This is a genomic window from Bacillus sp. AFS037270, from assembly GCF_002585305.1.
In genome coordinates this window covers 44,325-59,400 of the sequence record NZ_NUNF01000039.1, presented here as the reverse complement: position 1 = coordinate 59,400, position 15,076 = coordinate 44,325, and the positions used below count along the sequence as shown (strand labels likewise).

The following is a 15,076-nucleotide window of genomic DNA, read 5'->3' as shown; positions in this document are numbered from 1 at the left end:
TTAACACCAAAAAAATTAGAAATCATTATTTCCACAATTAAGATTGAATGTGGGGGGACAGAAGCTGCTCAATTTCTTTTTAGAGCGAATTTTCTAAATATTGAAAACGAATTCATGAAATTATATTCTCACAGACTCTTGCCATTGTCAATCAAAATAAAAACAAAATGTTCAATTCTCTGTTATAAAATGAAATTCCCTCTTTTAAGGAAAATACCAGAATCAAAATCAAAATAAGAGCGCAAAGTAATGACCATTTAAGGTTGTTACTTTGCGCTCTTAACGTCAGCCCGACTTTCAAGGAATCAGGTTGACTTTTCCTAAATATATCTTAGGACACCATTTTAGTGTCTCCTCACACCACATGTCCGTATTGTAATTGCGAGATCATCTTTTTAAGAGGTTAGGAACTGTTTATAGCACCTTACTTAAGAAAGCCTTTGTTCTCTCATGCTGAGGGCTTCCGAATAACTGATTCGGTTCATTTTCTTCTACAATATACCCTCCATCCATGAAAATAACACGATCGCCAACTTCCCGAGCAAATCCCATTTCATGTGTAACAACGACCATTGTCATTCCTTCTTTAGCAAGCTGCTTCATAACCTCTAATACATCACCGACCATTTCCGGGTCAAGTGCAGAAGTCGGTTCGTCAAACAGCATGATTTTAGGATTCATAGCCAAGGCCCTTGCTATAGCAACCCGCTGTTTCTGTCCACCAGATAATTCTCCCGGATAACTGCTAGCTTTTTCTTTCAGTCCTACCTTATCAAGTAACTCAAGGGCCATTTTTTCAGCCGCCTCTTTACTAATAGAAAGAATTTTAATAGGACCTAAAGTGATATTTTCTAAAACGGTTTTATGAGGGAATAGATTAAATTGTTGAAATACCATTCCAACATCTTGTCTAACTTTGTTGATATTAATTTTTGGGTCCGTTATATTATGTCCGTTAATCACTACCTCACCACCTGAGATTTCTTCCAGGCGATTTAGGCACCTAAGGAATGTACTCTTTCCTGATCCAGAAGGGCCTATTACACATATTACTTCTTTTTCTTGCACTTCAGCGTTAATATCTTTTAAAACCTCTAGTTTCCCAAATGATTTGCTTAAGTTTTTTACTGTTATAATGCTCATCGAACCTGAATCCTCCTTTCAACAAAATTAGCAAGAAGGGTTAACAAATAAATAATGATAAAATAAATGACACCTACAGCCAGCCAAATCTTAAATGCTTCAAAAGTTGCTGAAGCCTGAATTTGACCCTGCTGTGTTAAATCTGCAATACCGATAACGGATAACAGCGAAGTGTCTTTTAAACTAATAATGGATTGGTTCGTAATCGTAGGAAGCATTCTTCTAAAAGCCTGAGGCAGGACCACGTAACGCATTGTTTGTGCTCCTGTAAAACCAATCGATCTAGCGGCTTCTGTTTGTCCTTTATCAATTGATTGAATTCCGGCTCTGATAATTTCTGCAAAATATGCCCCCGCATTAATCGCAACAGTGATAATACCCGCTGTTGTACTGTTTAAGGAAATCAAATGCAGCGAATTCACTCCAAAATATATAAAAAACAATTGTACAATAAATGGAGTTCCTCGAATCGCATCAACATACACCTTTGCAATCCAATTCAAAATTTTAAGAGGTGCGAGCCGTAACAAGGCCATCACTAAACCAATTAAAAAACCTAGAATAATAGCAATAACAAATATATAAAGTGTGACTTGTAATCCTTTTAGTAATATTGGTAAAGCTGCAACAATTATATCCACTGTTTCATCCCCTTTCAAAAAGAAAGCGCGCTTTATGCGCGCCCAATCAGTATTTATTCACCAAGATAAGTTTTTACAATTTTATCATATGTTCCATCTTTTTTGAGTTCAGCAAGACCTTTATTAATTTTTTCAATTAAGTCCTTGTTTTGCCCTTTCAAAACAGCAATTCCATATTGATCTCCATTTAAGCGGTCACCGACAATTTTCAAACCAAGGTCCTTTTGGGCAATAGCGTAAGAGATAACAGGGTAGTCTTCAATAAGTGCATCTGCATTTCCATTAGAAACTTCCTGGAACATTGCTGGACTATCATTAAACTGAACGACATTAATTCCTAGTTTCGATGCATTAGCTTGTGCATATTCAGCACCCGTTGTTCCTTTTTTTACAGCAACTGTTTTTCCTTTAAGATCTTTAACTGATTTAATAGTTGAATTATCTTTTTTAACAACAACTGTTAACCCTGCATCAAAATACGGAGTTGAGAAATCTACTACCTTTTTTCTTTCATCTGTAATACTCATCCCTGCAATAGCTACGTCAAGTTGATTGGCTTGCATGGCTGGAATAATACCACCGAAGTCCATAGGATTAAGTTCAATTTTAAAGCCCTGATTTTTCGCAATGGCATTAATCAAATCAATATCAATACCCTTATATTCATTTCCATCCTTATATTCAAATGGAGGGTAAGTCGTGTCCACGCCGACTTTATATACCTTTTCACTATTCGTTTTCTCTCCTGATGTTTCCTGGCTACCGCACGCTGCGATAAAGACAGTCAGAATTAAAAATAAACTAAATAAACCAAATTTTCTCATCAAATAACACCCCTACTTTTTAGATTATTTTTAATATAATAAAAACAATACTTTTTTAATATACCACAGATATCAAACAGGAAAAAGTATTTTTTGTATAATAATTCTATCAATTTAATAAAATACAAAAATTTTTATACCCTAGGAGTATTTTAATAGTAACCCGACAATAGGGTAAAAAACATATTTTATTAGAAATTTAATTTTTTAGAGTGAATTGCGTTTATTATTTTAATATTCTAATTATATTATTAATAAAGAACAAGTTTCCCCATTCGATTAGTCTGGGGAACGAATTTTTATCTTCTGGATAAATCCTCTACATACCGCTTAAAACTTGCTAAACTGGTCAAAAATTCAAACACAAACCTAAATCTTCATTTCCTCTTTGACTTGTGGCCTTTAACAAAAAAAGCACAAAATGATTTCCTGTATAAGAAAATTACTTTGCACTCTCTTGATTTACTATTTTACTTTACAACTTTCTCCCGAACACCTTCAACTCTCAACAATTCTTTTACTTTCTGGTCAATTCTCTCAATCTCCGAGGAAGAATTCTTCCACCAATTTCGGCTCCAGATTCGATCAATTGTCCATCCCCGGCTTTCAAGGAACTTTTGACGGTATACGTCTCTTTCCTTTGCATTCGCTGAACTATGATACATAGCTCCATCACATTCAATTCCTAGGATATATCTGGATGAATCCTGTGGATGAACAATCGCCAAATCAATACGGTACCCCGACATACCCACTTGAGTAGCAACCTCATAACCAAGATTTCTTAGCTGCCTATAAACTTGTTCTTCAAACGGGGAATCAAAGTGCAGTTCTCTAGCCTGAACATGAGTACTTACACTTTCATTTACCTCTTGTATAACCGCCTTAATTTGATCCAGTTGCGAATAGGATACAGCCCTTACGTATTTTAAATAGGCTTTCAGTAATTTAGGACCCATCTGAGCAGTATTGGCAACGTTCAGCTCTTCTGGTTCAATACTTGAAACAACCGTAATTCCTTCTTTTGCCCGCGTAACTGCAACATTAAGACGATTTTCTCCACCTTTTTGGTTTAGCATCCCAAATCGGTTATAGACCTTGCCTTCCTCATTTTTGGCATATCCAATGGAGAAAAGGATTATGTCCCTTTCGTCCCCTTGGACATTTTCAATATTTTTAATAAAGACTCTTTCATCAAGATCTTTTGTTAACATTTGGTTGTAAACAGCGCTGAACTGCTCATCCTCATTTAACCTTTTATCTATGAAATCCTGAATTTTTGCTTGTTGTTTGGAATTGAAGGTAATAATTCCAATTGTTTTGCCCGGCTGATTTATTAGAATATCTTTTAGTATATTGACTACCTCAATGGCTTCCACTTCATTTGATTGATTTAACCATCTTCCTTCGACCTTTTTCCATTTTATTGCTGGTGGATTCTTAAACGGAATCACATTCGGTGCAATTTGGACATGACCATTATAGAAAGCATGATTAGAGTAATTAATAAGTTCCTCATATTTAGAACGATAATGCCATTGAAGAAGTTTTTCTGGGAATCTTCTCTTTGACAGATTTAATAAACTAACGGAATCGTCCGTATCGTATTCTTCTTCTTCATCATCCTCGTTAACAAAAGAGGATTGAAACATATTAAATGGAGGCAGCTGTTTTTCATCACCAGCAATAACCACTTGCTTTGCCCGATAGACCGCAGGGATTCCACTTTCAACAGTACATTGGGATGCTTCATCAAAAATGACTAAATCAAATATTCCCTCTTTTAATGGAAAAATGGATGAAACAATTTCTGGCGAAGCAAGCCATACAGGCATAATATCGACAAGACCATTCCCTGCAAATTTATTTACTAATCTTCGTAACGGCCAAACCTGCCTCTTTTTTCCGACCTGATGTTTTAGTTCTCTTATATTTCTTGAATCGGAAGTTTGAACTGATTCAACCTTCTTCGTCAGGGTATGAATAAGGAATTCACCACCTAGTTTTCTTTTATCCTCAATAAGGTTTGCAAAGGAATCCCTAATTCTTGAAAATTCATTGGTAGATACCTTTTGGACTTCCGGGTGTTTCTTTTCAACTTGATCAATCCAATGAACATACGATGAATTTTTAAACAGCTCGACCCAATAATCAGAAAGAGTCGATTCATTTTTATTCGTTTTCTTTTGTAAAAGAAGAATGACTTTCTTCTCAATGTCAGAACAGTTATTCCAATATACATCCATCTGCTGCAACTCTTCAAAATCTCGATGGATGTACTCTTTCATCTTATCTAACTCACTCAGAGGGATATCACCTTCTGATACTCTCGCTTTTAGGTCATTTACCTTTGAATCATTTAGATATTTTTTGAGCTTTTCTATTTCTTCTGACATGGTTTTCGTCACTTTACCTAGCTGATGCATAATTATCAAAGACTTCTTAATTTTGAGCCATTCGGAAGAACTTGTCCCTTTAAATTTTTCGCCTTCAAGCAATTCTTCGATAATATTCTTACCTGAAACCGAGGTCCACCACCACAAACGTAATCCTTGTAATGTCCTTTTGTTTCCGTCTTCTAGATCGGGATAAATCTTATCTAATTTATTCTCAATTAACCAAGTGTACCCAGGCGTTATTTTCTCATGATCTAGGGTATCAATGTATTCAACTGCTTTTCTCGCCTTTTCAATCACATCATTCAACAATTCAATGACTTCAAGTTTCTCTTTCATATTAAAATTGGCGAAAGTTTTCCGGTCTTTAAGTGGAAAATCATCGTCCCCAAAACGTTCATACCATTCTGCAAAAGTATAAACTTTTTCAGATATGTCCACTAACAAATCTTTATTTAAGGATTGCAATACCTCATTTAGTTCAATAATTTGCGTGGTATCCTCTACAGCCTTTGCTAAGCCATATAAATCATATAATCTCAGACCAAAGTCTTGGTAACTGTATAGTGCTTGAGCGATGCTATTTAATAAATTCTCTTGAGATGACAGTTTATTGGAAGTGGATGTTAATTGGTTTAGGGCATTTTCAAACGATACTTGATTTTGCTCGAGAACTGCTCCCACTTTAGCATATAGTTTTTTTCTATCATTCTTTTCATCGTGTACAAGGGCAACGTGATTACTTAATCCCAATCCATCCAAACGCTGGTAAACTACGTCTAAGGCAGCACGCTTTTGACAAACCACCAAAATTTTCTTATCTTGTTTCAATGCGTCCGTAATAAGATTAACGATAACTTGGGACTTCCCTGTACCAGGCGGTCCATGAACCACCAATCCCTTTTTATAACGAGCATCTTTTAATATTTCCTCTTGTGAACCATCTGCTTGTAAGAGGTTTAAAATCCCAACCTCTTCAAGGGTATCCACTTTTCTTTCTTGGTCACCAAGCTCACTATCAAATTCAATATCCTGCGGCTCGATTAATTCTCCCGCTAATGATAAGTCACTTTCTTCAGATAACAAAATCAACTCCTCGTAATCTTTAACTAACGAGGATCCTCCCTGTGGAAAATTTCCGATGATCGCGTTTTCTAATAAGGTCAAGTTTCCAACTGCCGGTTCTTCTTCTTTATTGTACTCTTTTAATTTTGTTAACCCTTTAGGCGCAAAGGAAACATTCATTTCATACTTTTTCAAAAATGAAATCCATTCCTCGAAGCTGAAGTTAGCAGCTATCTCTGCTGCTTGATCGTAAAAATCTTCAGTGAAGGTAAGGTTGTTTAGCTTTTTAAAGGCTAAGAACAACGTACGGTTTATTTGAGGCTCTCCCTCCTCTAATTTTAAAACCCACTTTTGTGAATTCACATTATTCTTTTCAAGTCTAAGTGGGTATAAAAAAAGTGGAGCTTGGAAAAACGTCCCGTCCGTTAAAGTTCCAGATAGAAATGGGAAACCTAAATAAAAATCATGAATCCCTGATTCATCCTCAATTCCTTTTATATTTCTATATAAATCAGTCAACTTTTTAGAAATGGCCATTGAGGTCTCTTTTTCAATCGTTGGCTTTACTAAGGTAATTTCATTTTTTGATTGCTTTACAATTTGTTCAACAATGGACTGACTTAATTTTTCCTTTGATAGCTTAGAGAGAGTGTCTAATTCGGTTAAATCAAAACTCCACTTATTATAGAGCTTTAATAAGCGGATGGAACGATTACGCCGACTAATATCGTTTAGTTTATCTCTCATGTGTAATAATTTTTCTTTCATTAACAGGACCTCTTTCTGTCATTCCTTGAGCATATTAACCTTTATACAGTGGAAATTTACTAGTTATTCTTGTTTTTGAGTTAAATTCATATTGAATATAGTAAAAAAGTTGGAGTTTTTATTATGAAAGTATTATATCAAAAATATAATAAGTATGTTTTATGAATGAAAAAAAATCCCAAATATACAAAAAGTGCATAATATCTTACATATTTTAGACTATTTAATTTTATTCCTTATCAACCAACATGAATGATTGAAACGAGGGAAATGGATGAATTTGAAACGAAGAAAGGCTCTCACTTATTTAATGACAATTGTTTTATTCTTTCTTTTTATCATACCTTCGGTGGATGCCCAAAATGTTAACCCGCTGGTCTTGGCAAGGGTAAAAGAAACGCTTACTGTCAATGGAAAAGTATTTAAAGACTTAAATTCAAATGGAAAACTAGATGATTATGAAAACTGGGAGTTATCAGTTGAAAAGCGAGTCGCTGACCTTATATCCAAAATGACCCTAGAGGAAAAAGCCGGACTTATGATTATACCTGAATTTCGGAAAATTGAGGGGCCAAAGCTGGGACATCCGAATAATTTAATTGATCAACATGCACGTTATTTTGTTTATCGCAGTACACCTAGTGCTGATGTTATTGCCAATACAAATAATATACTGCAAGAAAGGACTGAGGGAACAAGATTAGGAATACCGGCAGTTCTTATTTCAAATCCCCGAAACCATTTCACTATGATCGCAGATATTACCGATTTTAAAAATACAAAAGATTACTATGTACCAGCAAAAGATGGTCCTGGTCAATTTTCCATATGGCCAGACTCCTTAGGACTCGCTGCAACCCGAGACCTTGATTTGGTTAGAGAATTTGCTCAAATTGCACGAAAAGAATGGGCTTCTACTGGTCTTCGTAAAATGTATGGCTACAATGCTGATATTGCAACACAACCGCAATGGGCAAGGATTATCGAAACATTTGGAGAAAGTCCTAAACTTGTTTCAGATATCAATTATACGTTAATCAAAGGTTTTCAAGGTGAAGAACTTGACAAAAACAGTGTTTCTTTAACTACAAAGCATTTCCCTGGTGGGGGATCAAGATATTTGGGGAAAGATCCGCATTTTAAGGACGGAAATTTTAATATTTATCCAACAACAGGTAGCTTGCAAAAGTATCATCTGCCACCGTTTATAGCAGCCATTAAAGCTGGAACAACTTCAATACTGCCTTACTATGCTTATCCAAGTAATAAAAGTGCAGATCAAGGGCTTCCTCCCTATAACGAAAAACAGCAATTTGAAGAAGTTGGTTTTGTTTTTAATAAAGCGTTTATAACCGACTTATTGCGTGAGAGACTTGGTTTTAAAGGATATGTCAACTCAGATACGGGGGCAATAATTGATATGGCATGGGGTGCTAAACATTTGTCGAAGGAAGAAAGAGTAGCTAAAGCATTGGATGCTGGAGCAAATATTTTTTCCGGACAGAATAATCCACAGCCATTCATAAATGCAGTAGAACAAAGTTTGGTAAGTATGGCGCAAATCAATCAATCCGTATCATATTTGCTCACAGAAATGATGGAATTGGGCTTATTTGAAAACCCCTATGTGAATCCGAAAAGGGCTCTTGAAGTGGTCAATAATCCGGCATCACAAGAAAAGGCAGACTTAGCTCACCGGAAGTCGATCGTCTTATTACGCAATGATCAGAATCTTTTGCCCCTTAATAATAAAAAAATAAAAGATATGAAACTTTATGTTGAGTCGTTCCCAGCTGCTGAACAGAATGCCAATACGATTGCCTTTAGAAAAACCATTCAGAAATATGATCCGGACATCACTTTGACGGATCATTTGGAAGAAGCTACACATGCACTTGTATGGATAAAACCCGAACAAGATCTGCTTTCGAAGCAACCAGTGATTTCTATAGGACCTGCTACGCAAATTCAGAATAAAAATCGGATTATCAACATACAGAAAACTTTACCGACTATAACGGTCATCAACTTTAGTAATCCCTGGCTGATTCAAGAAATTGAACCGAATGCGGCAGCTGTCATTGGAACGTTCGGAGTGAAAACGGAAGCTTTAATGGATGTGATTCGCGGGAAATTTAATCCGACAGGAAAACTTCCTATCACAATACCAGCAAATCAGGAAGCGGTGGCAAACGACAAGATGGACGTACCAGGCTTTGATGAAGCCCCTTCCTATGTATACCAAGCAAAATCTGGGGACAAGTATGGTTACGGTTTTGGACTATCGTATAATACGGAGCACAAGAAAGCAAAGTCTAGCAATATCGGCAAATACTTGAGGAATATCTTCAAAAATTAATACGAAGTGGGACAAAAGACAGGAACAAAGTTGTCTGAAAAGTTCCAAGTCTTGAAAATGGGCTTACCATTGTAAATCCGCATTTTGCTGACGTACCCCATATACGGCCGATTTTCATAATCCAAATAAGTGCGTAATGCCGGCGCTGCCACATAAACAAAATGCCATACTCTATCTACATAAATCTAATAAATAGCGTATGGCACAATAATTTTATTTAACTGGTAATTCTACAATAAAAGTAGAACCAACTTTTTCTTTACTTTGAACAGTAATATTCCCGGAATGAAGCTTGACAATAGTGGCAACAATCGACAGACCTAAACCTGTTCCCTCAATCGTTCTTGATCGTGCCATATCTGCCCGATAAAAACGCTCAAATATCCTTTCTAATTCCATTTCGCTCATCCCTATTCCTGTATCCACAAACATTACGATGACCGATTCTTCTCTTTTTTCAATTGATATCTCGATGCTTCCATCAGGTTTATTATATTTAATAGCATTTGATAAAAGATTATCCCAAACCGTATTTAGTAGGGATGGATCGCCAATAATTTCTATATCCGGCAGGGAGTAGCTAAGCATTATTCCTTTTTCACTTATAGCCCATTGGTAATTTCGTATCAATTCCTTCATTTGCTGTCCAACGTTGAAGAATTTTTTCTTCACAATATCCTCATTTCGATCTAATGAGGCAAGGAGTAACAATTGCTTTGTTAATGTAGATAGCCTTCTTATTTCACCGTTAATAATTGATACATATTGAGCTCTTTCTTCTTTGCTTATTGAATGATTATCCAAAAGATTTGTATATCCTTTTATATTAGAAAGAGGGGACTGTATATCATGTGAAATATTCGAGATAAATTCCTTTCTCATTTCATCCATTTGTTCTAATTTTTTTGCCATTCGTAAAAAACTATGGGAAAGTTCCCCTAACTCATCATGACGTGTTATTTCTACTTCTACATTAAAATCACCATTTGCTAGTGATTTTGTAGCTTTGGTTAGGTGGGAGATCGGTTTTACTAAGTATCTTGTATTAATAATCACCATCACAATAGTTAAAGTTATCGATAATATAAGGATCCATGCAAATAAAATGTGCATCTCCTTAAAAAGAAATTTTATATCTGGCCTAACAAAAAGAGCATAATTACTAACTTTATATTTCAAAGGAACGCCAATTGTGTTCTTTAGTTCATTTGAAAAAAATCCTGTGACAAAGGTTTCCTGCGGAAAATGAAGCATACCGTGAAAAATATGACCGTTTAATACATCCTGTTGAGTTGAAACAGAAAGACCTTTGTCTCTGAAGGATTCTCCAAAATAAGTTCTGTTTCCATTGCTATCTACCAGACATATTTGATAGCCCACTGTAGAAATGCTTTTTAAATAGGCTGTCAAGCTGATCTCAGGATGTTGTTCAGCAAAAGAAGCAATATCAAGCGCTATTTTTGTGTTTTTATGGTCATTATAAGGCTTTAGTTTTTGTTGATAATAAGTATTGGAGATGATAAAAGCCAGGATAAAGCTTATAAACATCATTCCAATTGTTACAACAATGAATTTGACATAAAGGGTTTTCATTTACGATGGAACCTCCAAGAGATATCCAACACCCCGTACTGTTTTTATTTGAAAATCATTCGTTAATTTAGAAAAACGTTCCCTTAATCTTTTAATATGAACATCTACCGTTCTCGCATCCCCTTCGTAATTCAACCCCCAAATCTGTTCAATCAGGTGTTCTCTAGAAAACACTTGTCTGGGGTTAGAAATTAGATAATATAAAAGTTCGAATTCTTTTAAAGGTAAAAGCAAGGTTCTATTCCCAACTTGAACTTCGTAGCTCTTTTTATTTATCGTAGTAGTGCCAATACGCAGAATGGATTCATCCGGCTGGTGGTCATATCGCCGCAGCAATGCTTTTATACGGAAAATTAATTCCTTTGGTTCAAACGGCTTAACCAGATAATCATCCGTTCCAACTCGAAATCCCTGCTCCTTATCCTCGATTTGGTTTTTTGCGGTTAAAAGGATCACTGGAATATCATACTCTTTTCGAATTTCTTTCGTCAGCTCATAACCGTCTAGATATGGCATCATCACATCCACTATTGCCAAATCACAGGCTCCCTTTTTTAATATTCCCAAAGCCTCCATACCGTCTTTTGCTTGGAATACTTTATAGCCTTCATTAGATAAATATATATTGACAAGTTTTAGTATATTAATGTCGTCGTCAACCATTAAAATATTTGTCATATTTTTTCTCCTATTTTTGCAAAATCTGTCCGTCGCTCATTTTAATGATATGATCAGCATATGCGAGCATTTCTTCGTCATGGGTAACCATTAAAGTAGAAATGTTTAGGGTTTTCGTTAGGTTTCGAATTAACGTCATAACATCTTTAGACCTTTTAGAATCCAAACTGGCAGTTGGTTCATCTGCAAAGAGAATTTTTGGTTTATGGATAATGGCACGGGCAATTGCAACCCGCTGTTTTTCCCCGCCTGATAATGAAGAAGGATAGGCATTTTTCCGATGATCCATTTCAACCAATTTTAGGATTTTGTCTATTTCCTTTTTCTGTTCACGTTTCTTTATATTCGATTCTGATACGTCCAGCATTAGCATCAATTGCTCTTCTACCGTCAGAAAAGGAACGAGATGAGCAAATTGGAAGACAAAACCAAATTTACTTGCTCGTATTTTTCGCACTTGTTCTGAATTCATTGTAGTCATATTCTCCCCATTGAAAATTACTTGCCCAGCTGATGCGGGTTGAAGACCTGCCGCTATGGTTAGAAGTGTACTTTTACCAGAACCTGAAGCACCCACTAATGCGGTGACCTCACCTTCGCTAAGGGAAAGATTAACTCCTTTGAGGATTTCTTCTTTCACTTCACCATTTGTAAAGGTTTTTCTAACCTCATCTATTGTAAATATCGACACATTAAACCTCTCCTTGTTGAATGGCTTGTAATGGTTCAACTTCTTTAATTTGTATACCTGAAATCGTAGCACCAATTAATCCGATTATAAGGAAGACTAGTGATAATTGTACGGTTGTTTCAGGGGTTAGACTAAAAGGCATTCCCTTAGGTGCAATCCGATTAAAAACCTGACTGAGTGCAATGGATATACTAAGGGCAATGACTGTAATAAAAATCATTTGTGTCCACATCATTTTGAATAAGGTACTTGTTTTTACACCGATTGCTTTTAGAATGCCGTATAAACCCATTTTTTGAACGTTCATCATGTAGAAAAAGATTGCAAACAACATACCGCTAATGACAATTAAAAACCAAATAATCATATTTAGAGACATCTGTTCAGCTTTATAACTCGAAATGGTATTCAGGAACTGATTCTTCGAAAATGATTGTAAGCCAGGAAATGCTTGTGTTGAATTCCCCCCAGGGATGAAAATCAATTGTAATTCATTAACTCGGTAAATTTCTTTGTAGTCCTCGATACTGATATAAGCGACTGGTGCATGACTGTATTTACTGTCGTCAACAAAACCTTTTACAATAAACTTACTATTATATTGATTATTCGTTAACGTATCTCCAACCTCAATACCATCATCCTCCATAGAACGATCCAGTACGATTTCCCCTTTTTTAACATTTTTAAAAAACTTTGAATGAGTCGATGTAACAAAGGCCAGGCTGCGCTGCTTACCATCACGATCATTTAAAAATCCCATTTGAACTGAAAATGCAACAGCTTCCTTGTGCTTGTCTAAAATTTTATTTTGGATACTACTATCTATTTTTGACAAGTTATAGGTTTGATCTGCCTCTTTAGCCATATAAAATTGTCCGTTTGGTAAATCTTTAATTAATGCAGCATTGTCTTGTGATAATCCATTTGCCAACCCAGATATAATAAACGTTAATAAACTAATGAGAAAAACAATTGAACCCAAAATCAAAAACCTTATTTTATTTTTTCTAATTTCTTTCCAAGCAATGTTCATCTTTCATTCCTCCAATCTCCTTTTGACATCCTTAGTTTATAATCAGATTGTGAATAGAAGATGAACATTAAATTACATTTAAAGTGAAGATGAAATGGTTTTGAGTGGAGATTATTATGTAGTGGTACTTGTAATTTCAGAGTAAACCAACGATATAAAAATAGTGATATAATATTTTAAATGATAAGTGGAAAACCCTGAAATAAGTACCAAAATTGAATGAAGAAATATAAGAATATTGAGGTGATAAAATGCAAATTAAGGATTTTATAGTTGACCAAAGTTTAAAAGAATTAACGGAACATCGGACAGTTGTGTTACCGCTCGCATGCTACGAAACAACGATTAACCAAAATATAAATGGATATATACCACTTCATTGGCATGATGAATTTCAGTTCGTTCTCGTTGTAAAAGGAGAAGCCCTTTTTCAAATAAATGAAGAATATATTACTGTTCAAGAAGGCGAAGGGCTATTTATAAATAGTGGCTGCCTGCATATGGCAAAAGATAAGAATGATTCTGGCTGTACCTATATATGTTTAAATGTATCACCAAGTTTCGTTTTATCACAAGAACTTTATACAACACATGTAAACCCTTATATTCAGGCTACTAATATTCCTTATTTAGTCTTGGTTCCAAAGGAGCTTTGGGCGAATAATATTTTAAGCTCTATTATGAAAATCAATCAGTTGATAAAAGAAAATCCACCATACTATGAAATTGACATCAGCCTACATCTAACATTAATTTGGAAGAACCTAATTATCAATGGTATTGAATTAGAATACGAACAGACGGCAATGATAAAGAATCATCGAATGAAGCAGATGTTAAATTGGATCCACCTTCATTATCCTGAGAAAATCCTTTTAGACGATATTGCACAAGCTGGTCAATTAAGCCGTTCCGAGTGCTGTCGATACTTCAAACGAATTTTAAAGAAAACACCTCTGAATTACTTAACTGATTTTAGGATTCAAAAAAGTTTAATTTTATTACAACAACCAGAATCCAATGTTACAGATGTTGCCTATCAAGTAGGATTTAACAGCACAAGCTATTTCATAAATAAATTCCGAAAGACAATGAACATGACACCATTGACTTACAAAAAGCATAAAAATTCAGGTTTACTTGAGAAGTAGTGCACTTAAAACAAACTGGTGCTTTAACACATTAAGAAATCGTATTAAAGAGCCTAAAACATACAAGTTTTTATGCACTACTTGTATTTTTTATTTTGCATTCATAAAACACTGTCATAAATCGCATTTTTAATTGCCAAAACCATTCAGAGGGATCGGCTATTTTGGGTTAAAATTGACCCAACCGTTAATTAAAAGATCGATTTCATTTTCTTCGAGTTTACATAATTATATTATATTAACCACTATTCAAAATAAAGATAGATTCGATATTTTTAACCATACATAAAAAGCACCCAATAAGGATGCCTTAATAATAAAAAGGTATTCAATCTGCTAGTCATATCTTTGTAAAACTCAAGAGTTAAAGTGAGTTAAGAATTTCCTTCAACTTGTCTAACTCTTCTTTAGACAATGTAATTCCTTTTCCCATTTTCTCATGATTCTCGGACCAGTCACGGATATCATATTTGGGTTCACGTCCATTCCAGCTAATCAGATTAAGTTCTCGCTTCCATCCCTTTGCGGATTCTGAAAGTACGGCAATCTTTTGTGTGATTTCATATTTAATATCTGTCAAGTCTGTTACCTCCTTGCCAATATCATATAAATTTTATCCAAATTATATTTTTGGCCATGTAAAGTAATTCTTGTAATACTTTTTCTTTAATTGAGCTAAATCATACTCCCATTCTGTTATGGCATGTCTATTATTAATTATACCATTTTTC

Annotated in this window: 11 protein-coding genes; 2 read left to right on the top strand and 9 right to left on the bottom strand. The window is 35.1% G+C overall.

Annotation, left to right across the window (positions count from 1 at the left end):
- Positions 1-414: 414 nt before the first annotated feature.
- The 4 genes from COD92_RS19520 to COD92_RS19505 form a co-directional block, all read right to left on the bottom strand.
- Positions 415-1,143 carry an amino acid ABC transporter ATP-binding protein gene (locus tag COD92_RS19520; protein WP_098530712.1) on the bottom strand — a complete coding sequence of 243 codons (729 nt, stop codon included), beginning with the start codon at positions 1,141-1,143 and terminating at the stop codon, positions 415-417.
- The gene (locus COD92_RS19515; protein WP_098530711.1) at positions 1,140-1,784 is read right to left on the bottom strand and encodes an amino acid ABC transporter permease; all 645 of its coding nucleotides are present in this window, start codon (positions 1,782-1,784) and stop codon (positions 1,140-1,142) included. The genes COD92_RS19520 and COD92_RS19515 overlap by 4 nt, the downstream gene beginning before the upstream one ends.
- A gap of 53 nt (positions 1,785-1,837) precedes the next feature.
- On the bottom strand, positions 1,838-2,608 hold the full coding sequence (locus COD92_RS19510) for a transporter substrate-binding domain-containing protein (RefSeq protein ID WP_098530710.1): 771 nt from the start codon (positions 2,606-2,608) through the stop codon (positions 1,838-1,840).
- Between the two features lie 470 nt (positions 2,609-3,078).
- Positions 3,079-6,837, bottom strand: coding sequence for an AAA domain-containing protein (locus tag COD92_RS19505; RefSeq protein WP_098530196.1), 3,759 nt, complete (start codon positions 6,835-6,837; stop codon positions 3,079-3,081).
- A gap of 274 nt (positions 6,838-7,111) precedes the next feature.
- Here COD92_RS19505 and COD92_RS19500 point away from each other — a divergent pair, with 274 nt between their 5' ends.
- The gene (locus tag COD92_RS19500; RefSeq protein ID WP_098530195.1) at positions 7,112-9,196 is read left to right on the top strand and encodes a glycoside hydrolase family 3 protein; all 2,085 of its coding nucleotides are present in this window, start codon (positions 7,112-7,114) and stop codon (positions 9,194-9,196) included.
- A 213-nt stretch (positions 9,197-9,409) separates the two neighbouring features.
- On the opposite strand, the gene COD92_RS19495 is transcribed toward COD92_RS19500, so the two are convergent.
- From COD92_RS19495 to COD92_RS19480, 4 genes are read right to left on the bottom strand one after another with little or no spacing between them, the layout of a single operon-like run.
- A complete protein-coding gene (locus COD92_RS19495) occupies positions 9,410-10,789 on the bottom strand; it encodes a sensor histidine kinase (protein WP_098530194.1) in 1,380 nt (459 codons plus the stop codon).
- The gene (locus COD92_RS19490) at positions 10,790-11,467 is read right to left on the bottom strand and encodes a response regulator transcription factor (protein ID WP_098530193.1); all 678 of its coding nucleotides are present in this window, start codon (positions 11,465-11,467) and stop codon (positions 10,790-10,792) included.
- A gap of 10 nt (positions 11,468-11,477) precedes the next feature.
- Positions 11,478-12,158 carry an ABC transporter ATP-binding protein gene (locus tag COD92_RS19485; protein WP_098530192.1) on the bottom strand — a complete coding sequence of 227 codons (681 nt, stop codon included), beginning with the start codon at positions 12,156-12,158 and terminating at the stop codon, positions 11,478-11,480.
- Between the two features lies 1 nt (position 12,159).
- Positions 12,160-13,194, bottom strand: a complete 1,035-nt coding sequence (locus COD92_RS19480; protein WP_098530191.1) for an ABC transporter permease — start codon at positions 13,192-13,194, stop codon at positions 12,160-12,162.
- A gap of 257 nt (positions 13,195-13,451) precedes the next feature.
- On the opposite strand from COD92_RS19480, the gene COD92_RS19475 reads away from it, so the two are divergent.
- Positions 13,452-14,345, top strand: a complete 894-nt coding sequence (locus COD92_RS19475; RefSeq protein ID WP_255286645.1) for an AraC family transcriptional regulator — start codon at positions 13,452-13,454, stop codon at positions 14,343-14,345.
- 364 nt (positions 14,346-14,709) lie between these two features.
- Here the strand turns inward: COD92_RS19475 and COD92_RS19470 are convergent, their stop codons facing one another.
- Positions 14,710-14,925 carry a YdbC family protein gene (locus COD92_RS19470; protein WP_098530189.1) on the bottom strand — a complete coding sequence of 72 codons (216 nt, stop codon included), beginning with the start codon at positions 14,923-14,925 and terminating at the stop codon, positions 14,710-14,712.
- Between the last annotated feature and the right edge of the window lie 151 nt (positions 14,926-15,076).

What these genes read in the sequence shown, in the direction of transcription:
- COD92_RS19520 (WP_098530712.1), bottom strand. Translation starts at nt 1,143, where the DNA reads ATGAGCATTATAACAGTAAAAAACTTAAGCAAATCATTTGGGAAACTA.
- COD92_RS19510 (WP_098530710.1), bottom strand. Translation starts at nt 2,608, where the DNA reads ATGAGAAAATTTGGTTTATTTAGTTTATTTTTAATTCTGACTGTCTTT.
- COD92_RS19505 (WP_098530196.1), bottom strand. Translation starts at nt 6,837, where the DNA reads ATGAAAGAAAAATTATTACACATGAGAGATAAACTAAACGATATTAGT.
- COD92_RS19500 (WP_098530195.1), top strand. Translation starts at nt 7,112, where the DNA reads ATGAATTTGAAACGAAGAAAGGCTCTCACTTATTTAATGACAATTGTT.
- COD92_RS19495 (WP_098530194.1), bottom strand. Translation starts at nt 10,789, where the DNA reads ATGAAAACCCTTTATGTCAAATTCATTGTTGTAACAATTGGAATGATG.
- COD92_RS19490 (WP_098530193.1), bottom strand. Translation starts at nt 11,467, where the DNA reads ATGACAAATATTTTAATGGTTGACGACGACATTAATATACTAAAACTT.
- COD92_RS19480 (WP_098530191.1), bottom strand. Translation starts at nt 13,194, where the DNA reads ATGAACATTGCTTGGAAAGAAATTAGAAAAAATAAAATAAGGTTTTTG.